The sequence below is a fragment of the Leucobacter sp. G161 genome (assembly GCF_001482305.1).
In the GTDB taxonomy this organism is placed as follows: domain Bacteria; phylum Actinomycetota; class Actinomycetes; order Actinomycetales; family Microbacteriaceae; genus Leucobacter.
This window is the reverse complement of sequence record NZ_LOHP01000091.1, coordinates 1-24969: the sequence shown is the minus strand read 5'-3', so window position 1 is coordinate 24969 and position 24969 is coordinate 1. Positions and strand designations below refer to the sequence as shown.

Annotated in this window: 37 protein-coding genes; 17 read left to right on the top strand and 20 right to left on the bottom strand. The window is 60.8% G+C overall.

Features of this window, described 5'->3' with window-relative positions; translation table 11 throughout:
- Nucleotides 1-98: 98 nt before the first annotated feature.
- The 8 genes from AUL38_RS15860 (at nucleotide 99) to AUL38_RS15820 (ending at nucleotide 4126) form a co-directional block, all read left to right on the top strand.
- A complete protein-coding gene (locus tag AUL38_RS15860; protein WP_059063667.1) occupies nucleotides 99-1037 on the top strand; it encodes a phage major capsid protein in 939 nt (312 codons plus the stop codon).
- A 188-nt stretch (nucleotides 1038-1225) separates the two neighbouring features.
- A complete protein-coding gene (locus tag AUL38_RS15855; RefSeq protein WP_059063665.1) occupies nucleotides 1226-1636 on the top strand; it encodes a hypothetical protein in 411 nt (136 codons plus the stop codon).
- A complete protein-coding gene (locus AUL38_RS15850) occupies nucleotides 1633-1968 on the top strand; it encodes a hypothetical protein (protein WP_153006636.1) in 336 nt (111 codons plus the stop codon). Before AUL38_RS15855 ends, AUL38_RS15850 begins: the two co-directional genes overlap by 4 nt.
- Entirely contained in the window at nucleotides 1968-2348 is a 381-nt protein-coding gene (locus AUL38_RS15845; RefSeq protein WP_059063662.1) for a hypothetical protein, read from the top strand. Before AUL38_RS15850 ends, AUL38_RS15845 begins: the two co-directional genes overlap by 1 nt.
- Nucleotides 2349-2418: 70 nt before the next feature.
- The gene (locus AUL38_RS15840) at nucleotides 2419-2598 is read left to right on the top strand and encodes a hypothetical protein (RefSeq protein WP_059063660.1); all 180 of its coding nucleotides are present in this window, start codon (nucleotides 2419-2421) and stop codon (nucleotides 2596-2598) included.
- The gene (locus AUL38_RS15835; protein WP_059063657.1) at nucleotides 2591-3151 is read left to right on the top strand and encodes a hypothetical protein; all 561 of its coding nucleotides are present in this window, start codon (nucleotides 2591-2593) and stop codon (nucleotides 3149-3151) included. Before AUL38_RS15840 ends, AUL38_RS15835 begins: the two co-directional genes overlap by 8 nt.
- A gap of 87 nt (nucleotides 3152-3238) precedes the next feature.
- Entirely contained in the window at nucleotides 3239-3532 is a 294-nt protein-coding gene (locus AUL38_RS15830) for a hypothetical protein (protein WP_059063654.1), read from the top strand.
- A gap of 351 nt (nucleotides 3533-3883) precedes the next feature.
- Nucleotides 3884-4126, top strand: a complete 243-nt coding sequence (locus tag AUL38_RS15820; RefSeq protein WP_059063651.1) for a hypothetical protein — start codon at nucleotides 3884-3886, stop codon at nucleotides 4124-4126.
- Here the strand turns inward: AUL38_RS15820 and AUL38_RS15815 are convergent.
- Nucleotides 4123-4671, bottom strand: a complete 549-nt coding sequence (locus AUL38_RS15815; protein WP_059063649.1) for an Ltp family lipoprotein — start codon at nucleotides 4669-4671, stop codon at nucleotides 4123-4125. The genes AUL38_RS15820 and AUL38_RS15815 overlap by 4 nt on opposite strands.
- Before the next feature lie 72 nt (nucleotides 4672-4743).
- Here AUL38_RS15815 and AUL38_RS15810 point away from each other — a divergent pair, with 72 nt between their 5' ends.
- The 7 genes from AUL38_RS15810 to AUL38_RS15780 all read left to right on the top strand — a co-directional run bounded on the left by AUL38_RS15810 (nucleotide 4744) and on the right by AUL38_RS15780 (nucleotide 14150).
- Nucleotides 4744-7791, top strand: coding sequence for a peptidoglycan DD-metalloendopeptidase family protein (locus AUL38_RS15810; RefSeq protein WP_059063647.1), 3048 nt, complete (start codon nucleotides 4744-4746; stop codon nucleotides 7789-7791).
- A gap of 514 nt (nucleotides 7792-8305) precedes the next feature.
- On the top strand, nucleotides 8306-11134 hold the full coding sequence (locus AUL38_RS15805; protein WP_153006635.1) for a hypothetical protein: 2829 nt from the start codon (nucleotides 8306-8308) through the stop codon (nucleotides 11132-11134).
- A 9-nt stretch (nucleotides 11135-11143) separates the two neighbouring features.
- On the top strand, nucleotides 11144-12187 hold the full coding sequence (locus AUL38_RS15800) for a hypothetical protein (protein WP_059063644.1): 1044 nt from the start codon (nucleotides 11144-11146) through the stop codon (nucleotides 12185-12187).
- Nucleotides 12180-12800 carry a chitobiase/beta-hexosaminidase C-terminal domain-containing protein gene (locus AUL38_RS15795; protein WP_059063642.1) on the top strand — a complete coding sequence of 207 codons (621 nt, stop codon included), beginning with the start codon at nucleotides 12180-12182 and terminating at the stop codon, nucleotides 12798-12800. Before AUL38_RS15800 ends, AUL38_RS15795 begins: the two co-directional genes overlap by 8 nt.
- 56 nt (nucleotides 12801-12856) lie before the next feature.
- Nucleotides 12857-13567 (top strand): peptidoglycan recognition family protein, encoded by a 711-nt coding sequence (locus tag AUL38_RS15790; RefSeq protein WP_059063641.1) that lies wholly within the window; start codon nucleotides 12857-12859, stop codon nucleotides 13565-13567.
- 3 nt (nucleotides 13568-13570) lie between these two features.
- Nucleotides 13571-13909: a hypothetical protein gene (locus AUL38_RS15785; RefSeq protein WP_059063638.1), complete on the top strand. Its 339-nt coding sequence runs from the start codon at nucleotides 13571-13573 to the stop codon at nucleotides 13907-13909.
- A 10-nt stretch (nucleotides 13910-13919) separates the two neighbouring features.
- Nucleotides 13920-14150, top strand: coding sequence for a holin (locus tag AUL38_RS15780; RefSeq protein WP_059063636.1), 231 nt, complete (start codon nucleotides 13920-13922; stop codon nucleotides 14148-14150).
- Between the two features lie 64 nt (nucleotides 14151-14214).
- On the opposite strand, the gene AUL38_RS16970 is transcribed toward AUL38_RS15780, so the two are convergent.
- Both AUL38_RS16970 and AUL38_RS15770 read right to left on the bottom strand, forming a co-directional pair.
- On the bottom strand, nucleotides 14215-14631 hold the full coding sequence (locus tag AUL38_RS16970) for a TM2 domain-containing protein (protein WP_083506965.1): 417 nt from the start codon (nucleotides 14629-14631) through the stop codon (nucleotides 14215-14217).
- Between the two features lie 37 nt (nucleotides 14632-14668).
- Nucleotides 14669-14977 carry a hypothetical protein gene (locus AUL38_RS15770; RefSeq protein ID WP_059063631.1) on the bottom strand — a complete coding sequence of 103 codons (309 nt, stop codon included), beginning with the start codon at nucleotides 14975-14977 and terminating at the stop codon, nucleotides 14669-14671.
- 80 nt (nucleotides 14978-15057) lie between these two features.
- Between AUL38_RS15770 and AUL38_RS15765 the strand changes: the two genes are divergently transcribed.
- The gene (locus tag AUL38_RS15765) at nucleotides 15058-15318 is read left to right on the top strand and encodes a hypothetical protein (RefSeq protein ID WP_059063629.1); all 261 of its coding nucleotides are present in this window, start codon (nucleotides 15058-15060) and stop codon (nucleotides 15316-15318) included.
- Between the two features lie 81 nt (nucleotides 15319-15399).
- Here AUL38_RS15765 and AUL38_RS15760 read toward each other — a convergent pair whose 3' ends face one another.
- The 15 genes from AUL38_RS15760 to AUL38_RS15695 all read right to left on the bottom strand — a co-directional run bounded on the left by AUL38_RS15760 (nucleotide 15400) and on the right by AUL38_RS15695 (nucleotide 23646).
- The gene (locus tag AUL38_RS15760; RefSeq protein WP_059063627.1) at nucleotides 15400-15597 is read right to left on the bottom strand and encodes a hypothetical protein; all 198 of its coding nucleotides are present in this window, start codon (nucleotides 15595-15597) and stop codon (nucleotides 15400-15402) included.
- The gene (locus AUL38_RS15755; protein WP_059063626.1) at nucleotides 15594-15881 is read right to left on the bottom strand and encodes a hypothetical protein; all 288 of its coding nucleotides are present in this window, start codon (nucleotides 15879-15881) and stop codon (nucleotides 15594-15596) included. The genes AUL38_RS15760 and AUL38_RS15755 overlap by 4 nt, the downstream gene beginning before the upstream one ends.
- A complete protein-coding gene (locus AUL38_RS15750; protein WP_059063623.1) occupies nucleotides 15874-16278 on the bottom strand; it encodes a hypothetical protein in 405 nt (134 codons plus the stop codon). The genes AUL38_RS15755 and AUL38_RS15750 overlap by 8 nt, the downstream gene beginning before the upstream one ends.
- Nucleotides 16275-16700, bottom strand: a complete 426-nt coding sequence (locus AUL38_RS15745; RefSeq protein ID WP_153006634.1) for a hypothetical protein — start codon at nucleotides 16698-16700, stop codon at nucleotides 16275-16277. The genes AUL38_RS15750 and AUL38_RS15745 overlap by 4 nt, the downstream gene beginning before the upstream one ends.
- Complete coding sequence (locus tag AUL38_RS15740) at nucleotides 16697-17521, bottom strand: hypothetical protein (RefSeq protein WP_059063618.1); 825 nt, start codon at nucleotides 17519-17521, stop codon at nucleotides 16697-16699. Before AUL38_RS15740 ends, AUL38_RS15745 begins: the two co-directional genes overlap by 4 nt.
- 150 nt (nucleotides 17522-17671) lie before the next feature.
- A complete protein-coding gene (locus tag AUL38_RS15735; RefSeq protein ID WP_059063617.1) occupies nucleotides 17672-17995 on the bottom strand; it encodes a hypothetical protein in 324 nt (107 codons plus the stop codon).
- On the bottom strand, nucleotides 17995-18687 hold the full coding sequence (locus AUL38_RS17220; protein WP_201023775.1) for a hypothetical protein: 693 nt from the start codon (nucleotides 18685-18687) through the stop codon (nucleotides 17995-17997). Before AUL38_RS17220 ends, AUL38_RS15735 begins: the two co-directional genes overlap by 1 nt.
- A 31-nt stretch (nucleotides 18688-18718) precedes the next feature.
- Nucleotides 18719-19285 carry a DNA cytosine methyltransferase gene (locus AUL38_RS18025; RefSeq protein WP_369795330.1) on the bottom strand — a complete coding sequence of 189 codons (567 nt, stop codon included), beginning with the start codon at nucleotides 19283-19285 and terminating at the stop codon, nucleotides 18719-18721.
- A gap of 32 nt (nucleotides 19286-19317) precedes the next feature.
- Entirely contained in the window at nucleotides 19318-19710 is a 393-nt protein-coding gene (locus AUL38_RS17210; protein WP_153006633.1) for a hypothetical protein, read from the bottom strand.
- Nucleotides 19711-20116: 406 nt separating this feature from the next.
- The gene (locus AUL38_RS15725; protein ID WP_059063612.1) at nucleotides 20117-20614 is read right to left on the bottom strand and encodes a single-stranded DNA-binding protein; all 498 of its coding nucleotides are present in this window, start codon (nucleotides 20612-20614) and stop codon (nucleotides 20117-20119) included.
- Entirely contained in the window at nucleotides 20611-20868 is a 258-nt protein-coding gene (locus AUL38_RS15720; RefSeq protein ID WP_255355623.1) for a glutaredoxin domain-containing protein, read from the bottom strand. Before AUL38_RS15720 ends, AUL38_RS15725 begins: the two co-directional genes overlap by 4 nt.
- The gene (locus AUL38_RS15715) at nucleotides 20865-21137 is read right to left on the bottom strand and encodes a hypothetical protein (protein WP_059063610.1); all 273 of its coding nucleotides are present in this window, start codon (nucleotides 21135-21137) and stop codon (nucleotides 20865-20867) included. The genes AUL38_RS15720 and AUL38_RS15715 overlap by 4 nt, the downstream gene beginning before the upstream one ends.
- Nucleotides 21138-21363: 226 nt before the next feature.
- Entirely contained in the window at nucleotides 21364-21747 is a 384-nt protein-coding gene (locus AUL38_RS15705) for a hypothetical protein (RefSeq protein ID WP_059063606.1), read from the bottom strand.
- Complete coding sequence (locus tag AUL38_RS15700) at nucleotides 21744-22070, bottom strand: hypothetical protein (protein WP_059063603.1); 327 nt, start codon at nucleotides 22068-22070, stop codon at nucleotides 21744-21746. The genes AUL38_RS15705 and AUL38_RS15700 overlap by 4 nt, the downstream gene beginning before the upstream one ends.
- Before the next feature lie 790 nt (nucleotides 22071-22860).
- On the bottom strand, nucleotides 22861-23646 hold the full coding sequence (locus tag AUL38_RS15695) for an HNH endonuclease (RefSeq protein WP_083506964.1): 786 nt from the start codon (nucleotides 23644-23646) through the stop codon (nucleotides 22861-22863).
- 93 nt (nucleotides 23647-23739) lie between these two features.
- On the opposite strand from AUL38_RS15695, the gene AUL38_RS15690 reads away from it, so the two are divergent.
- Entirely contained in the window at nucleotides 23740-24294 is a 555-nt protein-coding gene (locus AUL38_RS15690) for a hypothetical protein (protein WP_059063600.1), read from the top strand.
- 5 nt (nucleotides 24295-24299) lie between these two features.
- Here the strand turns inward: AUL38_RS15690 and AUL38_RS15685 are convergent, their stop codons facing one another.
- Both AUL38_RS15685 and AUL38_RS15680 read right to left on the bottom strand, forming a co-directional pair.
- On the bottom strand, nucleotides 24300-24530 hold the full coding sequence (locus AUL38_RS15685; protein WP_059063598.1) for a hypothetical protein: 231 nt from the start codon (nucleotides 24528-24530) through the stop codon (nucleotides 24300-24302).
- A partial coding sequence (locus tag AUL38_RS15680; protein WP_083506963.1) for a hypothetical protein occupies nucleotides 24520-24969 on the bottom strand: 450 nt, incomplete at its 5' end. The genes AUL38_RS15680 and AUL38_RS15685, both read right to left, overlap by 11 nt.

Here is a 24969-nt window from a genome sequence, read left to right as displayed (position 1 = left end):
ACGAGGAGGCATAGGTTCATCCTTCCAGGCCAGCAGAAACTAGCCATGTTGAATGTCACCTAAACGTGCATCAGACCCTAACTTGAAAGGAGCTGGCAATGGCTGGCTACACTGAAATGATTTCTCGCGGGGCGACTGGCCCCACCGTTCCTGAGCCGGTATCGGATCAGATCATCAAGGAGCTGCCGCACGCATCGGTTCTTCTGAATCGTGCGCGCCAGATCCGCATGTCGTCCAAGACGCTGAAGCAGCCGATTCTGTCGGCGCTGCCTGACGCGTACTGGGTGAATGGGGATACTGGCCTCAAGCAGACCACCAAGGCTGAGTGGGGTTCGCAGACCATCACCGCCGAAGAGCTTGCCGCCCTCGTTGTTGTCCCTGACGCGCTGTTTGATGACTCGAACGTGCCGATCTGGGACGAGGTGCGACCGCTGCTCGTGGAGGCGATTGGCCGCAAGGTTGATCAGGCTGGCCTGTTCGGTACGGACAAGCCTTCATCTTGGCCCACCGCCATCGTTCCTTCCGCTATCGCGGCAGGCAACACGGTCGAAGAGGGCACGAACGCTGATATCGCGGCAGACGTTGCTGCGATGGGTGGCCTGGTCGCTGCTGATGGGTTCGCCGTCAACGGTTTCGCCGCGAAGCCTGGCCTGAACTGGCAGCTTGTTGGTCTGCGTGACACTAACGGCACTCCCATCTACACTCCGTCGCTGTCTGCCGGTGCTCCTTCTGGCCTGTACGGCTACCCGCTGAACGAGGTGACCAACGGTTCGTGGAACTCTGCTACTGCCTCGCTGCTCGCGGCTGACTGGTCGAAGTTCATCGTCGGTGTCCGTCAGGACATCACGTTCGACATCTCGAAGGACGGCATCATCTCGGATGCTGACGGCAAAGTGATCGTGAACGCCTACCAGCAGGACTCGAAGATTCTTCGCGTCGTGTTCCGTGTCGGCTTCCAGGTCGCGAACCCGGTCACCCGCGTTGGCGGCACAACTCGTTACCCTGCTGCTGTTCTCACCCCGGATGTGACCCCGTGAGGTTTCAGCATCCCGATAACGAGAAAGTAGTGGTGGCCTCTAACCCGGCCACCATTTCTGTTCTTGAGGCTAATGGCTGGGTTTCTGAGGCCGAGGAGCCTAAGAAGAAGCCTGGGCGTCCGAAGAAGTCTGAGTAGGCAGGTGGGGCCGGTTTTCGGCTCGGCCCCACACTCTCGTTGGGAGGCATCATGGCTTGGACTGAATCTAGTGACGTAGTTGGTTCTTGGATCGGCGATGGCGCACCTGCTGACACGGTCAAGCTTGAGTCTTGGATCGATAAGGCTGAGCGTGAGATCAAGTTTCGAGTGCCTGGCATTCAGGAGCGGATCGATGCGGAAGCGCCTGGCACGGATCTTCTCGAGACAGCTAAGGACGTTGTTGTTTCCATGGTGACTCGTGTGTTCCGTAACCCTGAGGGGATCCGGCAGACGAACCTCACGTCAGGTCCGTTCACGACGTCGAAGACGTATGGCGGGGATCTCCCGGGCGGGCTCTCGTTGACTGACGACGAGCTCGCGAAGCTGCAAGGCCAGCGCGGGGGCGCGTTCACGGTGAGCATGATCCCACCATGGTCGCCGTTTGCGGGGTGGCCGTCATGAGTGCGCCGTTCCCTGAGCTGCACCCGGTCGGGTTTCGGAAGCGGTCGGCGGAGCATGACGGCATGTCCGACGTTGAATCGTGGGCGGATCCTGTGGAGCTGCCCGTGTATGCCATCGCTCCACCTGTGCAGGACGATGTGACGCGTCCTGAACGGACGGGGTTCACGCATGTGCTTGACCTGTACATGTCGTCGTCTCCGTCTGGGCATCGTGACGTGTTCGTGGTGCATGGGGGCGAGTATTTCGCGGAGGGCGTGCCGGACGACTTTAACTTCGGCCCGTTCGGGTTCAAGCCCGGCGTCAGGGTGCGACTGATGCGGACGGAGGGCTGATGGAAGCGTACGAGTTCATCAACGTCGAGCATGAGCTGATCGCGGTCGTGAAGGCGCAGGCTCGCGTCGCCGCGTCGGTGAAGGTCGACAGTGACCGCCATGCCGAGTTTGTGCAGGTCACGCGCGTCGGCGGCACTGCTGGGATGGTCACTGACCGCCCCATGGTGACCTTCTACGCCTGGGGCCCGACTGATCGCAAAGCGCACGATCTCGCTGCGCTTGTGCGTCGCCGCGTCCACTCGCTGTCACGCCTTGGTGAGGTTCCTGTCTACCGGGTCATTGAGGTTGGCGGGCTTGCCCGAGCGCCTGACCCTGTAGACGGTTCCCCGCGGTACCAATTCACTGTCGAGCTGCGATTGCGCGGCATGCAAGCCACCTGAGCACGGTGGCTTTTTCTGTTTCTGGCCCTGCCTTTTGGTGGGGCCTTTCCTATTTCAAGGAGGTGTGGCCGTGGTGAAAGTCGTGGTTGCAAATCGTCTCGTGAGAGACGGCAAAACGTACAAGGGCGGCGACGTTGTCGACGTGTCGCCTGGTGAGGCTCGCGTGCTGTTCATTGACGGCAAAGCGCGGGCTCACGTTGATGAGCCAAAGCCGGCAGCGCCGGCAGTGAAGGAGGCCAAGAATGGCTAAGAATCGTGACAATGTTCGCGTCTATGGGGATCTCGACTCTGAGGCGTTTCTTGCGCCGAAGGGTTCGACTCTTCCTGTAGCACTGACGGATCCGATCGATCCCTTCGCGTCGCTCGGGTGGCTTTCTGAGGACGGCATCGATTTCGAGGTCGCGACGGACTCCACGAAGTTCAAGGGCTGGCAGGGTGGGGCGACGCTCCGCGTGAAGGTCACCTCGACTGAGAAGACGATCAAGTTCCAGTGCCTCGAGGAAACTCCGGGCGTGACGGAACTCTACTTCGATCACGGCGCGCCTGTCGTGACTGGCACCGGTGCGACGGCGGTCGCAAAGGTCGACCTCCCTGAAGGCATCGGCACCGTGGAGCGTGCTGCCGTGTTCAAGTTCGTTGACGGCGACGTGGTCAAGTACCTGTGCTGCGAGCTGATCCAGATCACCGAGCGCGGCACGATCTCGCACAAGAACGACGACATGACGCTGTACGAGTTCACTGCGGAAATCGTCGGTGAGGCGTACATCCTCACGAACGCCCCGGCGTTCACCGAGGCCGCGTAACAAGCCGGGTGGGGCGCGTCGGGATTCCGCGCCCCACCTTCTTCCCCTGAATCCCACCAAACACTTTCCTTAGAAATGGAGTCCCCCATGACTGAAACCACCCGCGCGAAGAGCGCAAAGAAGCCCGCAGACCACAAGCCCGCAAAGACCGCTACGATCGCGGTTGAGTTCAAGGGCATCACGTTCGATGTTGAGGCTGGCGCGCTGTCATCGTTGCGTGTCCTCGATCTCCTCGAGCGGAACCAGTTCACGACTGCGCTGCGCCGCATCGTGGGTGATGAGAGCTTCGAGCATTTCCTCGACAATGTACCGGGCGCGAGTGCCGAGGATGCAGGGTCGCTGCTTGAGCTGATCGCTGAGGCGGCTGGCGTAAAAAACTAATCACCCTCGCCGGACTGTTGAGGGACTGTCCTGACCGGCTCGAAGCCGACCTGATGCGTGAGTACGGGCTTGACCTGGACGACCTGTACAGCGGCCGGAAGTCGGTCAGGGCTGTCTCGAACGCTGCTGCGCACCTTCCCCGAGGTGGCGCTGTGGGCGAGTGGTACGGCGGGGAGCTCGCTGTCCCGGACCAGGTGGCGGCGGTGTGGGAGAACACGCACGTGTTGGCTCAGGCGAATTCGGAGAAGAAGATCAAGCCTCGAGAACTTCCAGTCGGTGTTCGAGAGGTCGAGCGCACGCGCGAGCTCGCGCTAGCGAAAGCCCGACGGTATCGGGCGCGGAGGGGGCAGCATGGCTAAGGATGTTCGGATCAAGCTGAAGCTTTCAGGCGTGAACAAGCTCATGCGTTCCCCTGCGGTACAAGCGAAGTTGAATGCGGAGGCTGGCCGTATGGCGGCGAGGGCGGGCGGGAAGTTCCGTGTCACGCCCTCGCCGCACAAGTGGACTGCGCGCGCGTTCGTTGAAAAGCCAGAGGGCGAGGCGACCAGCGATGCTGACCGTCTCGCCCTCCTACGCGCCTTGAGCAGTGGCTAAAGGTTCGCGATAGCCCAGTCAGCTTCTTCTTGAGTGAATTTCTCTCCGAAATCTGATGTCAGTTGTTCTCTGACCGCTTCGGGAGACATTGCCATCGTGTCTTGGTACATGCGGGCTTTCTCAAGCGCGTTCGCGTTCCAGTCTGCGTCTACGTTGTCCACACCGTATTGAGCCGCTTCGGCAGAGAACTTCTCGCCGTATTCAGAAGTTAGCTGCTCGAAGAGCCCCGCCTTGCTCATGTGCATGGTGTCGGAGTACATCTGGGCCTTCTTCAGCGCGGACTTGAATTCGGCGGACACCTCTGGCTCTGCTGGCTTCTCTGGCTCGGGGGGCGCAGGTTCTTCAGCAGGCTCTGTCTCGACGGCCTCTGGCGCGGGGGCCTCTTCAGCTGCTGGCTTGTCGGGCGGCGAATCGGACCCGCCTGTGGCAGCGTTCACGCCGCCTATAACGAGGACTCCGGCGATAACCCAAACCCACCACTTCTTGAACCAAGGCTTCTTTGGCTTCTTCTCATCCGCCGCGACGGGCGATGCGTTCTGCTCCATATTCACAGCATAGCCAGTCCTCAGAAAATCTTCAGCCCCTCGAATGGGGCTTCTTTTGTTTAGGGGGGCCGTATGGCTGTTACTGGGTCAGAGATTGCTAGCGCATATGTTGCGCTGACGGTGAAGGCTCCTGGGCTCAAACGAGATATTGGCAAGGAGTTGGGCGCGGTCGATACCGGCGCCTACGGCTCCCAAATGGGCGCGAAGCTCGCCTCCGGCATGAAGAAGACACTCAAGGTCGCTGGTGTTGGGGTCGCTGCTGTGCTCGGGACAGCCCTCGTAAAGGGGTTCGGGAGGCTCAAAGCGATCGAGACGGCGCGGGCGAAAATGCGTGGTCTCGGGCATGACTCGAAGACAGTCGCTAAGGCGATGGACAATGCGCTCAAGTCTGTGCAGGGTACAGCGTTTGGCCTTGGCGACGCGGCTACTGTCGCCGGCGGTGCTATGGCTGCGCAGATCAAGCCCGGCAAGGAGCTTGAGCAGCACCTGAAGCGGATCGCAAACAATGCTGCCGCAGCTGGAGTCGGCTTTGACGAGATGGGCGCCATCTTCAACAAAGCTGCTACGCAGGCAAATGGCGTGCAGAACGACATCATCGGCCAGCTCGCCGATAAGGGCATCCCAATCTATGCCGAGCTCGGCAAACAGATGGGTGTTACCGCTGGCGAGGTGTTCAAGCTCGCGTCCGAGGGCAAGGTGTCGTTCGAGGTGTTCTCGAAGGCTGCCGAGGCTGCTGCTGGAACTGTCGCCGCTGAAATGGGTAACACCACGACGGGCGCGTTCGACAACATGATGGCCGCTCTCGGCAGGCTCGGCGCGAAGATCCTTGAGGATATCTTCCCGCTCATCGGCCCGCTATTCAAAGAGATCACAGCGAAGATCGATGAGACGGCGACCAAGGTGGAGCCGGTCGTGAAGTGGATCGGTGAGCGCCTCCCTGCCGCCCTCGACTCCGGCAAGAACGCCATTACCGGGCTGTTCTCGTGGGTTAGTTCGAACAAGGACTGGATCTCTCCGATTGTGGTTGGTGTCGGGTCGGTCGCACTCGCAGCGAAGGTCGCTTCGGTGGGGGTTGGGCTGTGGAAGGGAACAACTGCAGCGTTCGCGGCAGTCCAGACTGCGTATACCGCTTACACGTACGGTATGGCTGGCGCGACTTACACCTATGCAGGGGCCAGCAAAGCAGGAGCAGCTGCGACAAAGGTCTTCTGGCTCGCCCTCAAAGCCACGCCAATAGGGATCGTGCTCACCGCGATCGCCGCTCTCGTCGCGGGGCTCGTGTTCTTCTTCACGCAGACCGAAACAGGCAAAAAGGTTTGGGCTGAGTTCTCTCGTTTCCTTGGTGAGGCGTGGGCGAACATCAGCGGCTTCTTTACCGCCGCGTATGAGAACGTCATCAAGCCCGTGTTCGATGGCATCGCGTCCGTCGTTTCGTGGGTGTGGAACACGATCCTGAAACCGATTTTTCAGGCGTTCGGTATCGCGTTCGCGATCCTGGGCGGCATCATCGTCGGCACGTATGAGGCGCTCATTAAGCCGGTCTGGGATTTCTTCGCGGCTGGCGTGAAGGTTTTGTGGGTCGCTGTCGTGCAGCCGATCCTCGCGAAGATGGGTGCCGCGTTCAACCTGTTCGGGCTTGTCGTTCACGCGTTGTGGGCGAAGTATGTGCAGCCGGTGTTCAACTTCATCGGCGCACTGATTCGGGCTGTGTGGACGGGCTACATCAAGCCCGTGTTCGACACGATGTCGTTGGTCATCAGGAACACTCTCGGGCCCGTGTTTACGTGGCTGCGTGACACTGTGATTACGCCGGTGTGGAACACGATCAAGGCCGTCATTTCTGGCGTCTGGAAGAACGGCATTAAGCCGGTCATCGACACGATGGTGAAGATCGTGAGCTCGGATCCGAAGAAGGCGTTCGAGGCTGCCCGCGACGGCATTAAAACGGCGTGGGAAGCGATCAAGGAGATCGCGAAAAAGCCGGTCAAGTTTGTTGTCGAGACGGTCATTAACGGCCTCATCGGGACGATGAACAAGATCCCTGGAGTGAACCTGTCAAAGGTGTCGCTGCCGAAGGGGTTCGCTGGTGGCGGGGTCCTTCCGGGGTACATGGCTGCAAAGCGTGATGACGTTTTGATGCCGATGCGTTCGGGAGAGGGTGTCCTCGTACCGGAAGTGGTGCGGGGCCTCGGACCTGGGTTCGTGCATGCGTTGAACGCCGTCGGTAACTCTGGCGGCGTTTCGGCTGTCAGGTCGAAGTTCGGGTCGATCGGGCAGGGCCTCGCTAAGGGTGGCATGGTTCACCCGCTGCCTGGCGCGATCGTCACGACGCCGTGGATGGGCTACCCGGGACATACGGGTATCGACCTCGCGAAACCGCAGGGGACGCCGATTCAGGCTGCCGCTGCGGGTGTCGTTTCGAAGCAGTTCTATCACGTGAACTACGGCAACATGGTCGACATTGCGCACGGCGGCGGCATGTCCACACGATACGCGCACATGCTCGCGAACGTCGCAGTGAAGCTTGGCCAGTCCGTGAAGGCCGGCCAAGTCGTCGGCTATGAGGGGTCGACCGGTAATTCGACGGGCCCGCACCTTCACTGGGAGGTGTTGAAGAACGGCAGCCCAGTCGATCCGACAGGTTATCTGTCGGGCGCGAATGGTGTGACGCCGCTCTACGGCATCATCGACGGTCTGCTCGATCTTGCGAAGGGAACGTTCAAGAAGGCGTTTCCTGGCGGCGGTATGTGGATTGATGCTGCTGGCGGGATCATGTCGCAGGGCGTGAAGAACATGGTCGATTGGGCTGCCGATTTGCTGTCGGTTGGCGGTGGTGGTCTGGTTCCGACGTTGTATGACAACGGCGGCTGGTTGCAGCCTGGCCTGTCACTTGTGGAGAACAAGACCGGGCGGCCTGAGCCGATCTTCACCGGCAACGAGTTCGACCGGATGGTTGCCGGGAACGGCGGCATCGAGTCCGGTACGCGTCTCGTGCTGGTCCTAGATGACGGCACCGAGCTCGGCGGGTATGTCGAGCGTCGTGCCGGTCATGTGGTCGACCGAAAGTTGGCGCCGGTGTCTGCTGGCGCTTTGGCGTCGTCTCATGGGCGGCGCTCGTAACTAAATCTCTGTTTGAAGGGGCATTCCGTGTTTGCGGGGTGCCCCTTTTCTCGTCCCTAAAGGGGGTTCCATGGCTACAGTCAACGGGCCGGTGCAGAACCGGGGCCAGATTCGATGGTGGTATTCGGTAGACGGATATTCGGCGTCTGCCGATTTCGTTACCGTGAGGGTAGACGCATACTTCTACCAGTCTTCGTGGACTCAGGAGTACAACGGGTCTAAGTCATGGTCTGGTACTTGGGGTAGCGGGTCGGCTGGACAGGCCTATTTCTTGACCGCTGGCCAGCAGGTCAAAATTGTCGCTACTAGTGGCGTGCGGGTTCCGTTGACCGGCTCTGCGCGAACCATTCAGTTCTCGGTCTCGACTTCACATTTCTACGGCGCTACAAGCCATACGCTTAACGTCCCCATCCCGGCTCGGTACGCTTCAACGCCAACGAACTTGAAGGTGACACGCAATTCTGACGTGTCCCATCTACTGCAGTGGTCTCGGCAGTCCACTTATTCGTCGGTTGTGGTTCAGCGAAGCACGAACGGTGGTGCGTGGACGCAGGTTGCGCGCCCGTCAGGCAATGCGGCGAACTGGACAGACACTACGACTAGGGCTGGCAATAAGTACGACTACCGTGTTGCTGGTGTCGGCGGGGGCGGTCAGTCTGGCTGGTCGAATACGGCGACGGTGTACACGTCTCCGAATACGCCTACGGGGCCGTCTGCGTCACGTGAGGGCAGCAATATTGTTGTCGATGTGTCGGGCAAACCGGCGTATGCGACTGGCTACAACGTGCGTGATGGGGCGACTCAGGTTGCGTCGAATGTGCAGTTGCCGTGGACGCATGTTAACCCTGCTCCGGCGAACACGCACACGTACACGGTGCAGGCTGTGCGTGGATCGCTCGCGTCGGGGTGGTCGGCGGCGTCGAACACGGTGCAGCTACTGGCCGCACCGCAGGCACCGACGAACCTTGCACCGAATGGCGCTGTGGTGAGCAGTGAGGGGCAGACTCGCCTCTCGTGGCGGCATAACCCTACTGATTCGTCACCGCAGACCGCGGCAGAGTACCGCCGCCGTGTCAAGGGCACGAGCTCGTGGACGACCGGCACGTCCACTACGGCTTCGAATGTCGCGCTGACGCTCGCTGCTGGCGAGATCGAGTGGCAGGTCAGGACGAAGGGTCAGCACCCGGACTGGTCGCCGTGGTCTGCGGTTGCGGTGTTCACGGTGATCGATAAGCCGGGTGTCGCGATCACTGATCCTGGTGATCTGTGGACGCGGCGTACCGTCACTGTGAAGTGGTCGTTCGATCAGGGCCAGGGCCGCCCGCAGTCGGCGTGGGAAGCTTCCCTGCTTCTTGGCGGCGAGGTTATTGAGCATCGCACTGGGAGTGGTGCTGGCCGGTCAGTGGCGTTCACTACGCCACTGGTTGATACGCAAGAGTACGAGGTGATCGTTAAGGCCGCCGCGGGTGACGTGTGGTCGGAAGCTGGCGCGCAGTCATTCTTTGTGCAGGTTCCCCCTGCTGCTCCGGGCGACATGTCTGGGGTGTGGTCGGAGGAGTCTGGCGCGGTCACCGTCGACGTACACGACGGGCGCGGCGCACTGCGCCAGCCGATCACTAACTACTTCCCGAACAGCCGACTCGTAGGCACTGGCGCATGGGTGGAGTTGTTCAAGAATTGGCAGCGCAACCCTTACGCCGTCGGTACAGCCAACTACGCACACAACGGCGGTGCGGGGTCGGCAATGTCATTGGATTCGAGGGCATCAAACAACCCCGACGGTACCGGGCGCATGGTTCGTGGGACAGTCACCGCGACGGTGGGCAATTGGTCATATGTGCAGATCACGGGCAACGGCGCTACTGACCGGGTTCCGGTTAGTCCGGGGCAGTGGGTAGCGGTTCGCGCTCGTGTTTTTGCCAGCGCTAGGAACGTGGTAGCAAATATGCAGTTCAGGGCGGGGACTGTTTTCGTGTCTCAGAGCTCCACTCCGCTCATACCAGTCACTAGCTCGGGGCATGACGGGACTCTGGTGACTTTCGCGGCGCTAGTGCCAGAAGGTGCAGACCGGGTTAATGTCAGCTTCGGCTATAGTTCCGGGCAGGCAGATGTAGTAGTGGGCTCGTGGGTTCAGGTCGCCGCACCATCGGTTGCTGTCGCGGCTAGCGAGGCCGACGCTCGGTGGCGTGCCGAAGAGTTCTACAAGCGATCCGCTGACACGGACTTCCGTGTCAGGTTTACAGGTGCTGAAAATGATAGTGAGGCTGTCCTGGAGGGGCAGCGAGTCGGTGGTGTGGGCGCGGGAGCCCGCGTTGCAGCTGTTCTCGGCGAGATTGACGGCGCAAACGCGGTTCGGCTCATTGCGCTAGATTACGGCGTCAATGCTTACCGTTTCGCGTCGGCGTCGGTCCCGGCAGCGCTCGCGGGTGGCGGTACGGGAATGGCGCGCAGGCACCAACTTGAGGTGTTCCCTCAGACCACGGTGCAGCGGCGAGGACTCATGGTTAGCAGCCCTGAGCAGCACGTGGAGTTCGAGAATGCTGCTGGGTTGTACTCCCTGGTCAACCGGTTCTCTGAGCTGACAGGGGTGTTCCAGTTCTACATGTATCACGGCGGTTATCCGGGTGATCCTGACGTGTATTACAGTCATGTTGGAGTTTTCGATCCCGGCTATTCGGGCCCGGTGTTTGATGGTTCGTCTGGGCTGGTGCAGGTCGGGGAATCGTGGATGGGTGCGTCGTGGGACGGCGCGCCAGACAATTCGACCTCGACGCTGCGCATGGCCCCGGCTGCGGTACGTGCCAACGTGGAGCGGTCTGTGGATGGTGGCATCACGTGGGTGCCGTTCATCGAGGGGGCAGACCTGCCGGTCCTCGAGACCGACACCGAAGCGCTCTCCAACGGAGTCACGCTCTACCGGGTCACCACCTACTCGGCAGATGACGCCACGTCAGTGGTGATCCACGAAGTCGAATCTGACTCCCCCGCAGTCTGGCTCTCAGGCGGCGACGGCTACACCCACACCGCGCGACTCCCCTACGACCCCGAAGTGTCCATCACGAGGTGCCGCGAGAGAGCCGTGCGCAAGTATGCAGGACGACCAAAACCGGTCGTTCACGCAGGCGAAGCTGTCACGCGAACCGTCGACTACAGCGGCACGCTTCTCCTCGATGAGCAGTCGCCTGACGAGCTCGCAGACCTCGTGGCAGACGAAGCCCCCGTGCATCTCTACCGCGACCCTGACGGACGCCACATTTACGGCGCCCTCGGAGACGTGCAACTCACCCGTGAGTCGCACGCCCATTGGGGGTTCGGGTTCCAACTCACCGAAACCGAAAAATAGGAGGTGGCCATGCTGCATCGGGCACGAAAACCACGGTGGGCGCACTACCTCCTCAACGAGGCTGATGAGCCCCTCGGCACCCTTGACGGGGTGACCGGGGGGAACATCACCATCCAAGGCCTCACACGGCTCGGCGGGCACGGCACCCTCGAAATCGACGACCGCGGGCAGACGATCGACTGGATGAAACACCGAGTCCAGTCCGTCTACGACCCGGGCGTCCGAGGTGTGGATCCGTGGCCCGTCGCCACAATGCTGCTCGCCTCACCGGGGGAACAGCACACCGAGTTCGTTACGGGCTTCTCGGTCGGGCTGCTACCCAAAACGGCAGTCATTGACGAGGACGCATTCCCCGCCGCGTTCTCCCTCGCGAAGGGCGCGAACATTATTGACACGGTCGTGTCAGTAGTTCGCTCTACCGGTGAGGCACGCATCGCAGTCACGCCGTCAGATGCGACCCTCACAAACCCTCAATCGTGGAACGCGGGAATCTCGAAACTGACGATCGTGAACGAACTCCTCGAAGCGGCAGGATATTGGACGCTCTGGTGCGATGGCAGCGGCCAATTCCGTATCGAACCGTACACCGCACCGGGCGACCGCCCAGTCGCATACGAATTCGTGGAGGGTGAAGCTTCAATCCATTCCCCCGAATGGCAGCGCGACCGTGACATGTCGTCCGTCCCGAACAGGTATGTCGTGGTCGGGCAGGGCGACGACGAAACCCCGCCCCTCGTAGGGGTAGCTGAGAACGAAGACCCCGAATCGTCGTATTCGTTCCAGGCGCGCGGACGGTGGATCACCCGCACGGAAGAGGGCGTCGAAGGTGCAGACCAGGCAGTGTTTAATCAGCTTGCCCAGCGCCGCCTACGTGACGCGATGTCACCAGTGGAGCATGTGAAAGCGAAACACGAACTCGTGCCACTGAATCCGAATGATGCGATCTGGTTCGAATCAGACGGATACGCCGGACGCTTGACGGTTCAAAACATGACGGTCGGGTTCGCACTCGACTCATGGGTAGAAGCGGAGTGGAGGCGCACTGATGCTTGAACGGCTTAACGAGATCATCCTCGACCTGAAAGCGCGCCTCGACCGGCAACCCACCTTCGGGTGGGCCGTCGTCACTTCAGTCACGCCGCTCATGATCCAGTACGACGCCCAATCGGAACCGATCGCGGGGACACCCGACAGGCTCGTGTCAGGCCTCGCAGTCGGGGATCGGGTCTGGTGCCAACGCATCCACCGACGCGACATCATTCTCGGGCGCGCGACCGGACAGCCAGGGCAAGAAATTGGCTTTGCGTCGGGCACTGCAAACGTCTCCGCCAATCTGCCATTCCTTGATGTGACCGTGCAGGGCGAAACTCCCGGGACAGCAGTCGAAGTCGAACTATCTCCCATTGGGGTTTCGTCGCCAAACGCTGGCACCATTGCAGCAGCGGTCATCAGGTATACGACGGACGGTTCAGCACCGTCAAATACATCGCCCGTCTTGGTGATAGTGAGATCCGCCCCACTTCCATCAGGCGGCGCCGTCAGCTCGACTCCTGGCGGTGCAGGCAGAGTCCAGGTCGGAACTTCAGGCAAACTCCGATTCGCCGTGTTCGTCTCTGCAAACGTGTATGGCCCAGACGGCTACTGGCTGAAAATCTCCCGGTTGTAACCATCTACAAAGCCCCGCCTAACCACGGGGCTTTCCCATTTCAGAAAGGAGCACCCATGACGGTATCCGCGCTTGCCACGGGCAGCATCAAGCACCACAACAAATACAACTCGCGTGACGGCACCACAATCACCCGGGTTATCCCCCACCATTGGGCTGGCACATCGGGCGGTGACGTGACGCTCGCAGACCCGAACCGGGAAGCGTCAGCGAACTATCTCATCTTCACGGACGGCACGATCAAGTCTCAGGTGCCAGAAGAGTATCGGGCATGGACGACGGGCTCTTGGGAGGTTGACGCGTCCTCGATCACGGTCGAGATTCAGAACTCGACCAACGGGCCTGAATGGAAGGTCTCTGACAAGGCGATCGCAGCGCTCGTGAACCTCATCGCTGACATTGCGCGCCGCTACAAGTGGGGCAGCGTCCCTGCATGGCGGGTGCGCGGCCACCGCGAGTTTGCGGCGACGGCCTGCCCGGGCCCGTACCTGTTCCCGAAGCTCGGGAGCATCGCAGCATCTGCCGACGCGAAGCTCAAGGCGCCGGCGAAACCATCGAAGCCCTCGGGGCAGGAAGAAGACGAAGACATGATCTTCATTCGCAAGGACAACCAGAACAAGGTCTACGCGTGGTCGCCGTCGAAGGGCTCGAAGCGCCCAATTGGCACGACCGAGTGGAACGCCATCAAGCGAGCCTACGGCGCGGCGGGCCTGAAGCTCCCCATCATCAACACGACCGCCGCTGAGACGAAGCACTTCGGGATCTAGCGCGTGAGCGACCCAAAGACGGGCCCGCAGGGGGTCGTAATTGGATTGCCGGCGATCTATGCGCAAGTTCAAGAAACAGACGACAAGGTCGACCTGTTGACGAACAAGATCGGCGAGCTCGTCGCCGTGAACCGGCGTCTCGATTCCCACTCGGCAACGATCGCTGAGCATGATCAGCGGATCGACAAGCTCGAGATTGTTCAGGCGGTGCTGCAGGCGCAGCAGAAACCATCCACACCCTGGCCATCGATCGTGACAGCGGTCGCAGCGATTCTCAGTTCCGTGGTCACGATCGGCGCACTCCTAGTCATGGGGTCGAAGATCGCGGCCGCACTCAGTTAAAGGAGACGGTATGTTGTCGAAACGTTTTTGGTTGGATGTTGGTGAGCGTGCGGTGAAGACTGCCGCTCAGACTGCGGTCGCGTTGCTCGGTACTGGCATGGTCGGGTTCATTGATGTGGACTGGGCGCAGGTTGCGTCGGTTGCTGGCGTGGCCGCGGTTGTGTCGGTGTTGACGTCGTTGGCGTCGGATCGTGTTGGTGATCCTGGTACGGCGTCGCTGGTTGGCCGGCACGCTGAATAGGTCTTGAAACACGAATAGCCCCCGTGCTTACTCCATTTGGAGCGAGCACGGGGGCTATTCGTCGTTACATCCCCGAGTACAGTCGGGCGTTAAACCGCGTGACATCTGCAGCGAGGGTGAAGAGGTCAATGATCTGCATAATCCAAAGTGTTATCAGGCAGAGCACGCTGACCGGTGGGAACACCACAGCGAAGACGACTGTGAGGAGGAACAGCGCAACCATCACGAAGCCCCTGGCATCGTTGTCGAGGTAGAATCTATGCAGGCCGATACCGCCCAGGAAGATTAGCAGGCAGTACGCCGCTCCCATGCTCTTGTACTTTGGGTGCAGGACTGCCTGGTAGACAGGCGGAGAGACAGCAAATTGCGCAGATACTGCTGGCTGCGGAGCAATTGGCCCCCAATGTTGGCCGTCCCACCACTGCTGCATTCCGTCGGCATTCGGGTACCATCCCGGCGGTGTTTGGCTTGGGGAACTCATAGCTTGAGCCTAGCTCACCGGGACAGGGCCGACTGGTTTAGTTACGCACGCCGTTGGGTGGGCCTACGCGGGTCTTGGCGGCGGCGTCGATCACTGCTCGATCCCAAAGCACGGAGCCATTCGCTTCTTCCAAGGTGTCGTGCTGGCTGATGACGCGGCGGCGCGATGGTTCGGGATGCCAGGTCTGGACGAAGAATAGGGGCACGTTGTCGCGGTTTGCGAGGCCGACGATCATCGCGACGGGATGGTCTTTGGGGTAGCGCATGACGGCCCACAGGTTGGCTTCGATCTGCACGTACGGCATGCGTTCGCGCTCGATGTCGTTATCTCGTTCTGTGCGGCCCACGATTCCCCCGTTCGAATGTTTGTTCGAACAGTGTATGCCCCTCTTCCCGTCATGCCGCCCACCTGGGTAAGGTGAGCGGCATGAGCAAGAAACTATGGTTTTTCATTGGCCCCAAGGCAGACAACCTCAACTATTACGTTGAAGGCGAAGACTTGGACGAGCTTCGCATGGACCTAATGAGTCATTTCTGGCCCCAGGGCGACGCAGACAGACTCGCTCGAACCATGCTGGATGCGTTCGACGCCGACGGGAACGCTGTGCTCCTATTTGTGTCACAAACCTCCACAATTACTGTCACTGAACCATGGGGGCCAACCGTCCCAGAGCCACTGTCAAAGTAACCCAGCCTTGACGTGCCACGACCTCGCATTCGTGGCACGTCATCGCTTTCCAATGTGCGGCGGCACGCACATCAGGGGCGGTCACAGGTCCACTTCCTCGGGTTCCGGCTGGCCTTGCTCAGTCTCCCACTCGCGGTTCTGGACCGCTGAGGCTGCCATGTGCATGGCTTGGTCAACGTCACTCCACGCGCTGGAAGAGCCGAAGCCGATCTCTTCGAAGTCTTCCCCGTCCACTGACCGCTGTATCTGGTATTCGATCCGGTACTCGATCTCGCTCATTCGTTCTCTCCTTCTGTCAGGGCGCGCACGGTCGGGCACGGCCACACGCTGTTATCCGCCCGGCACACGTACACGCCGCCGATATGCGGCCACGGAGCGCCGACGCGCTGGTGCACTGCTTCTACCTTGGCTATACGGGCCAGGGCGGCGTCGCGTTCTTCTGACGCGCTGTTGAGGTCTCGCAGGTTGGCATCCGCGCGGGAGCTTTGCCGTTGAGCGTCAGCCAGGGCTTGCCGCACTAGGACATTCAGTGCTGGGCGGGTCAGCTTGTCTAGATCAGTCATCGTGTTCCCCCTTCGTCTTCTGATGTGCGGTGTACTCGTGGATCATCCCCACGGCCCCGTGGCGTGCAAGGACGTGTTCGGTGAACGTGTTGTCGGTTCGCTTAGCGGTTTCTTCGATATGACTGGCGAGCCCAAGTAGCGCTTTCTCTGCGGCTGCACGCTCCACCTCAGCAAGCCCCGAAGCCGTGAACACCGTCACCGGTTCACCCCGGTCAGGATTCACCGCCTGATCAACCGGCACGAGACGGTAGCCGCGCTCCCCGCCATGAATGCCAAACGCGGTGATCCTCGCTTCCCAAGCGTCGTCATGGATTCCCTGTATCAGCTTCCGCTCGAAATCGTCTCGCGTCGGCGTGTAGTCCTGGGTGGCATCGTCAGTGGTTGTTGGACAGGTCATCGTGCCCCTCCTATCTGTGTATGCGGGATCGTGTCACGCTCGCCAGCCATCATCACGGTCACGCTTTTCTTGTTCCAGCGGATGACTTTCAGCCAGCCGCCGTTGAGTGTCCACAGCACCTCGGCCTTGCCCGCGTGGAGCGCTTTGAGGTCGATCGTGGCGTGCACGGTTTCGCGTGCGGCCTTCTCGGCTGCGAGACGCGGCGCGGCCTCTGCTCGGCGGAGTTTCGCCTCGGCAGTGTCGACGGCGCGCTGTAGCTCGGCGCGTTGCCGCGCGAGCCCGTCGATACCGGTCTTGCCGTTGCGGGCGCGCAGGCTGAGGTTCAGCATGCCGTGATCGAATCCCTTGACCGTGTGGCGTTCGTCCCACGCTTCGAGCTTCGCCCGTGCCGCGGCGGCCCGCGCTTCAAGCTGCTCGCTCATTGCCCACCACCCCGCAACCACTCAGCGAGCTTCGACGCCATGTGTTCTTCCCACAGTTCACGCGGATCGCGGTCAGCCTTCCGGGGCTTGCCGGTGAGCCGTCCGAAATCCTGCCCGCAGCAGCGATAGACGATGGTGTCACTCGCGAACGAACGCCACTGTGATGGCCGGTGCTCCTGAAGCATTGATGCGAGCTTCGCTTCGTCTACCTGCACCGAGGCGGCGAGGGCGTCGGCGGCCTCTCGCATCAGGGAATGTGCTGTGCTGTCCGTCTGCGCCCTGTCTCTAAGCGCTTTGATTAGCTCGCCGCGCTCCCACGCTGCCGGCTCCTGTGGGGTGACACCAGCAGCAGCCCGCAGCCGCTCAGCAGCATCCTGTGGCGTGTGCCCGTCATACTCTGGCGGCAGGTCGACCTCGGGCACAGCAAACAGGCCCCAATGCTCGGCCTTGTAGTGGTTCGACACCTGCCCCGTGGGGAGCGTCGCGGTCACGATGAACCATCCGCCGCCGAAGCACAGTTCGCCGTCTGAATGCTTCCAAGACTTCACCACGGGGATACCGGCAGCGAGCCACCCGTGGGCGGCGTGCACGTTGTAGAGCATCCGGTAGTCGTAAAGCTCATCGAACGTGTGGTGCCCGTCGCTCGTTGAGCCCGACGCTGGGACACCAGCCGCAGCGACGAGAGCAGCAAGCGCTAGCGCCTTTGATGTGTCGATGTGGTCTACTCCGTGAATATCAGGCCAGTGCATCGACGGCCAGGTGGACCGCTCTCGCATTGCCCGAGCTGCGGCTTCGACCTGTTCGGGTGTTGGGTTAGTCATCAGATCCCCTTTCTAAAGATTTTGTTAATGTTCGGGCCGCTCGGTGCGGCCTCGATGCGCAGGCACTCGACGCATTTACGCATCGGCGCGCCCGCGGGCGTGAAGAACGGTGCCCACCTGTGCGGCCGGCACTTCCCTTTCGAGGTATAGCTACGCTTCATCGCTGCACTCTCCCTCTACCGGGAGCCACGGGCCAGCAGCACGACGGCGCACGACGAAGCCAGTCACTGACTGAGTCGTTTCGTTCCATTCGCGCACGCGTTCTTCCGCTCGCGCTCTCGACCACTCAACGGCTCCAACTTGCGGGTCTTCTCGGTGCGCGGTTCCGTACTCCCATCCGGTTTCAACGGCGGTGGCGGCTTCGAGCGCGTCAGCGAGTTCGCGGATCATGCCCCAGTAACGGCGTGGATTCGCGACAACGTCGTTCGTGCCGACAGCGCGCGCCCCCTTGATGAGTTCTTCGTTGGTCTCCATCAGAGATCCTTTCCAGACGCGTGAACGCCCATAGATTTGAGCGCCGTGACCGCCTGCTGCGTCACGACACCATTGCCGAGCATCTTCAACTGCTGGGTACGTGACAGCCCGAGTGTGGGATCTGTCACCCAGCTTTCGGGGAGGCCCATCATCCATTCCACGAACGCGGCTGAGAGCCGCCGGCCACCTTTCGGCCCGACCTCTGTCGGTTCAGGCGCAGGACGACCGAGCACGGTCTCCCAGCGTTCGATAGCTGTCGCGTAAGGCCCCCAGGACGATTCCGGCTTTGTGTACTCCATCCGTGTCATCAGGTGCGTGGACTTCTCCGGTGGGCGCCCAGACGTGCGTGGCATCCCGAAGTCAGCATCGCCCGCCTTCGGGGTCGGCAGCAGCCCGCCCTTTTCGATCCCGTCGTGCAGTGCGACCGAGTGCCCGCCCGCTCGGCGCTTGCCCGGGTCTTGCGCTCCCCCACGCGATCCCGCGTACGCATCCGGCGTTGGCAGCAGGCGCGAGTTCGGAACTGTGCCGAGCTCCGTCCTCACGACAGCATCGGTAAGCGTCACGTTTGACTCACTGGAGCCGCCCGAGGCGTTCGAGTCAGCGGCTGTCGCGGTCGGCAGGAGCTTTACTTGGTTGCCGAGTCCCGCTGGCTGCGCGCGCCGGTTCGACCCGCTGTTGGGTGCGTCAGGCATAGTGTCTGGCGTATCGAAGACAAGGGCCCCGTCAGGCAGTTTCCCGCCGAGTTGCGAGAACAAAGACCCTGAACCTGCCATGTGGGGCGCCGATGTCGGCAGCTCGTACGCCACGCCATTGACAGTCATACCCGAGATCGTGAAGGTCTCCGAGTACACGTCCGAGCGCTGTGAGATTACGTCTACTTGGTCCGTCTCCCACACATCCCTGACACTGTTCCATCCAGCAATCCGCCGCATGCTTGTCCTCCTCGCTTGTTGCGGTGGCTGAGTACGCGCCACGCACGTTTTCCCAGACCACGTATTTCGGTTGTAGTTGCGCGATCGCTTCGCGCATGTTGACCCACAGGTTTGAGCGGGTGCCCTCCGTCATGCCTGCACGCCGGCCGGCAGCGGAAAGGTCTTGGCAGGGTGAGCCGCCGTCGATGATGTCCACAGGCGGAACCTGCGACCAGTCGATTTTGGTAATGTCACCCAGGTTTGGGACTCCGGGCCAGTGGTGTTCCATGGCTTTGCTGGGCGCTTCATCAAACTCGGAGTACCAGGCAAGCTGGGCCTGGAACGTCTGCTCTACGGCAAGGCTGAGCCCGCCGTTAATAGCCCGCGAACAGGCTCCCGATGGAGAGATGACTAGCGGACATTTGCATCACCTCCTTTGCGGACATGCTCCGAAAGCTGCCCGCCGATGCGTTTCCGCATTCTGTTATCGACTGCCGAATGGCAGCTTGTGCATAGGCGCACATAGTCGTTTAGGTTTTGATACTCGCCAGTGAGATTTGCCCAGTCGTAGCGAAGTGCCTGGTCTTCCGTGTCGCATGCAGAGCACTTCTGTGGTTTGCCACGCTCGCTTTCAACGCGGCGATGAAGCGCGCTGTACGCAGCATCATCGCCAAGCCAGTTCGCGTTCTTCTCTCCACGTTGGTCTCGCTTTGCTGCGGCGCGAGTGGGGATGGAGTGGCGAAACATGACATTCTGGACTTTCGCCCCATGCCCTATTTCCTTTTGCACTTCGCGGATTGTCATGCCAGATTCGTAAAGCTCGCGCACGCGCTGTACGAGGTCGGCTGGGTAGATTCGAGGCTCCGATCCCCTTGTTGCGCCATGCTCCTTTTCTCGTAGCTGGGCGCGACACTTCGGAGAGCATGTCCTTGCCTTGACGCTGCGGGTCTCCCACAGCAATTTGCACCAGGCGCACGTCTTTAGCTTGAGAGGGCTCGGCATCTGCTGCGTCCTTCCTTTGGAATGGGTGAGGGGCCAACCTCTCGGTCAGCCCCTCAGATATGGGTGGGTTATCGATTGCGGCGTCGTCGTTTGTCCAGCCAGTCGATACAGGCTCCGATCCCCCAGATCAGTGCGGCGATGGCTGGGCCAAGAACCAGTACGCCGAGGAACGCGACAAAGAGCCATTCGGCTACTACTTGCGGGTCCATCAGAATGGGTTTTCGTCTTGGAAGCCGCCGCCGAAGCCGCCCGCGCCAGGATCGCCTGTAACGCCCCCAAAGGGCTCGGTCGGTGCAGTTGCCCACCCCGACTGTCCTGCGCCGCCCTGGCCCTGCTGTGCGCTCCCCTGGCGTGCAGCCTGCACCACCAGTGAGATGTGCGCGAACTGAATATCGAGCGAAGCCGCAGCCTGCCCCTGATTATTCATGTACACGTTCAGGCGTGGTTCGCCCTCCAACCGGACCAGTGCCCCCTTCGACACGAGCTGCTGAACCGCGTCAGCTTTCTCGTCAAAGAACGTCGCCCTCGCCCACGTCGTGATCTTCTGCCCGTCTTTGTCGAGCACGTCTTCCCACTGGTTCGTCTGCTTGTTGAACCTGCTGGGGCTGTGCGCGACTGACACGTCGAGCATCCGTTTCCCAGTCTGTGTGGTGCGTGCGGTTGGTTCTGCGGCGAATCCCTCGATCACCAGTGTTGCTTTGCTCATGCTGCGTTCTCCTGTTCGATTCGTTTAGCGATTTCTTTGATGCGGTCCGGCTGGAACCCCGACCACATGTCGTCAGCAGACAGCCCGACCGCGACGACGGGTGCGGCAAGGAACCCGAGCTCCTTGACCGCCGCGAGGTTGCTCGGTTCGAGAATGTCTTCCAGCACGTATGGCACTTCGAGCGCGTCGAGCAGGTTCTTCGTCATGGTGCACTGCGTACAGTTCGGTTTCGAGTAGACGCGAACGGTTGTCACTTAGCTTCCTTCCTGAAGCGGTTGGTGTCTTCTGGGCCTAGCGCGCCGATGCGGCGAATCGGCAATACGACCGCCACGATGATGACCAGGGTGAGTGACTGGCCGAACGTGGGGTGAGCTTCAATGCTGAAGATCGCTGCGACAGTCGGCAGTGCTGCCATGACCGCCCAGGCTTTGAGTGGGAGCACGACCGCCGCGACAAGGAACGGGATGATCAGGTCTACGAGCTTTCGCCGTGGTTCTCGGATGACTACTTCGATGGGGTTCAATTGCGGCCTTTCTTTCGTGTTGTGTGTCGCGCCCACCCAAAGCAGGCGACAAGGTTGACGAGCGCTACCACCGCGATGATCAGGGGTAGCGGGAGTGGGATGGGTGCGCCGGCGGAATGCGCGATGACCAGCGCAACCACCGCAGCGAACCCGAACCCGGAAACGAGTAAGGCCACGATCGCTGGTGCTTTCGTGGCCTTAGGCTCAGACAGGGTCGTGTGATCCCTCATGATCCTTCTCCTGTCTGGTTTACGTCTCCGCCGAGGAGCACCGCGAAATCACGGAGCGTCATCGAGACGATCTGGTCTTCCGGATTGGCACTGCCATGCCGTTTATGGATGACGACACCAACAGCGGCGTCGTCGTTGCCTCGCTCGATCTCGGCTTCTTTCAGCCAAGGCCCGAGAGCAAGCTTCGCGGTGTTCTTCACTTCAGCAACGATGCGTAGCTGGTCGACCGTGCGTAGCCCGGCAATGTCGCCGCGGTCTTTCGACCCGCCCAAACGCCGCCGCTCGATACGGTCATCGTTGAGCACTCGGGCGAGGTAGTTCGCTGCGAGGGTTTCCTGCGCGGTGCCGGCCTTCTTCGCGGAGGCCCGGTTCCTGGTCATGCTGCCTTCTTTCTTCCGTGCAGGATGTCCCGCAATTCTTCATTCCGTTCGAGCAGGTCACGCTTCTCCGCGAACAGAGAAACATTCGCAGTGTCGAGCACGCCGTTCTGCTCACCCAGCACGCGCAGCTTCCTGGCGAGGCCGACGTTCTCGTGCTCGACCATCACTAAGCAGTTGCCGAGCGACAGCACCATCCAAGCGAGCTCATGACGGGTGCGCCCGTCGATGAACTCGCGCAGCCCCTCAGCGTCGCCGGAATGGATCCCGTCGAGCGCCTCAGTCGAGTGCGCTTCCGCGAGGTCTTCCAAGTGTTCGATGTCCATCAGTCTTCCTCCCGCGCTTCACAGGTGTTGCAGGTGCCGTCATCCAGCCACCGGTGCTCGTGTGGCTTCGGAGGTCGCGGGCGTGCAGCCTCAGCTGCCTCCCATTCCTCGAAAGCTCTACGGTCGCGACCGCACGGGCCGCAACTGTCCCCGTGCTCCCAGTGGGGATGTTTCTTGCAAGTTGGGGCGGGTGGGGACCCACCAATTTCTAATTGGTGGGTAGATGTAGATGTAGATGTAGATGTAGGCAGCCCTAAACCCAACCCATCAATTTTGGGTAAGTCGAGGGGTAAACCCTTGGGTAACTCCGCCCCTAACCACTCGGGTAAATGGCGCTCAATAGGTGCAGCGTCTGCCCCGAGAATCGTCTGCATCTGAGCTACGCTCCAAGCCTTCAGCCCCGGTTCCCGGGCATGAAGCTTCTGCATTTCAAAAGCCAACACTTCCCTTAGCTGAGTCGAGGCTATGGCCGCGTAGGCGTTGCACATCGACACAGTGAGCTTTGGCTGTTTCAGCAGTCCGTCATGCTTCACAAACGAGCGCACCAAGACTTCCTCGGTGACATCATCAGTGAGAATGAAACGGCCCCGCACGAGTTCGTGCGAGGCCTCAATCACGTCGGTTGTGTCGGCAAACTGACTAAACGCCGCGATTCTGCCCGGACGCCAATCTGCGACCCCTGCATAGCTCAGCGTCGGATGCGACAGCAACGCCATGTAGAGCCACTGCGCCAAAACCAGAGAGCCGACGGAAATCTCCGTCGGCCCACATGTCTACCCGGATAGAAGCTCTATCCCTCGCCAATTTTCACCACCTTCCCTGTCGGGTATTTCCGGCCGTCAGGCCACTCATAGAACGCAGGCTCTGTGCCATCGACGTGGTTCCGCAGCGGATCGTGCACAGTCGCCGAACGCCTCGCTTTGCGGGCACCTTCTGCGGCTCCTGAGCTCCACTCGCGCGCAGCATATTCCTCTGCCTCTTCCGAGGTATAGACCGCCACAGTGTCTTCTGTCAGCGAGAGATCAACCTCTCGCTGATCGAGCATGTTGGTCAGAATCCCGGCCATGTACTTGAAGACCGAGTCTTCTTTTAGGCCATCGAACCTGTTGTACTTCTCATGAGCCATCGGAATGATCAGTTCGAACACGCTCAATGGCACGCCAGTCTGCCGCCACTTGAACAGCGACATCTTGTACCCCAACGCCAAGGGCAACGGCTTGCCAGTGCTCTTGAGGGTCCACCGGTTCCACATTTCAAGGAAGGTGTCTTCGTAGTCCGCGAGTTCTTCAAGATCAGCACGAAACCGTGTCATCTTGTTCTGCATGCCGAGTGCGTAGGCAGCCGCCCGTTCGCTCAAGCCTTTTACGAGCGGTGAGTCTGGCGTGATTGACGACTTGCCTGAGTTGCAGTCCTTGCATGCAGTCACGAGGTTGCCCGGCTTGTCGTCACCGCCCAGAGAGACGGGCATGACGTGATCGATGTGCAAGGTCACGTCTGGCGCTTTCGCGCCGCAGTACTGACAGGTGTGGTTATCTCGACGCAGTACTTCAAACCGCGTCCGCTTCGTTACGGCCATGCTTTATCTTGTCTCCTATCTGTGGTTTTCATGGGTTCCTGCCTTCGTGTTGTTGGAGCTCCGTAGCAAGACTTCAGAGGTAGCATCGTTTCCATGTGGCCAAAGTTGCTCGAACTTTCTTTCCCTCTAGTGTTGGGTTCGTTGCTCACGCTTATAGCGACGGCGGTGACCTCACGTGCGGCAAGGAAGCACCAGAGCAAGGAAGCCGCAGCACAGCGCGAGTTCAACGCCCAAGAATCGCGCCGTGCGGAGGCGATGGTTCAGACCAAAGCCCTTCTTGAAGAGCTGACGCAGCTTTTGAGGTCGAGGAGGAGCTTGTACGGCGAAAAGTGGGCTGAATCAGACAGAATCGATACCGAACATTTAGAAGCTAGTATCCGACTGATTCCCGATGCCACCACTAGAGATGCTCTGCGGGGACTGCGATTCTCACTCTCGATCGGAACGAACTTGATACCGTTCTTGCCCAAAGCGTACTCGTCTCCCTGGGACGTAGAAACGGCAGCCCTCCGGGATGCTGTTGAAACACTAACGACCTATATCCGTGGCGATGAACTCCCGGCGGAATTGGTGACTCAACAGGCGAACCGGAATAATGCATGCCGCCGAGCTGAAGACGATTGGGTGAAGGACTGGGTGACCAACTAAGCCAGTTAGCCGCCAGGGTCCGTCGCAGCATCAACATGCGTGCCATCCTTCCTTTCGATTGGGGCGAACAGTCCCGCCCGCTCGAGTTGCAGCACGATCGCGTCCGTATACGTGTCCGCGTGCGTGGCGCGTTCGTCAGCTACTGCCTCAGACCACATGAGGCACAGCTCGGGGAGCGTGTACCTGTGGGAGAGGACGTGCACGATCTTGCGGGGCGTGAAGTGGTTACGGGTCACGGTGTTCCTCCTTCCCTTCCATGAGTGCGCGTGCTTCCTGATCGCTGATCGGACGCCACCACAGCCCTTCCACGGGGGCGTCGTAGGAGAGCACCCAGCCGGCCCCGTGCCGCCATGCAGGCCACTCGAGCGGGTCAGCCCAGCTGGGTACAGAAAACCCCGCCTGAATCGCTTCGGCGGGGTTTTCTGTCTTCCAGATGTGGCAGCCGCACCCGAACGCGCCACCGAGGAGCTGCAGGTTCGCGGGCGTGGTATTCCAGGCGGTGCGGTTCTGCCTGTGGTCACGGTCACACGGCCCGTACCGGCTGCACCTCTGGCAGATGCCAAGACCGGACTCATTGCCGTTATCCCGCACCGTTGCCACCGCGTACGCTTCACGCTCCTGCTTGTTGGTGAGCTTCGGGAGCTTCTGACCAGGCGGCCTACTCACGGATCCCCA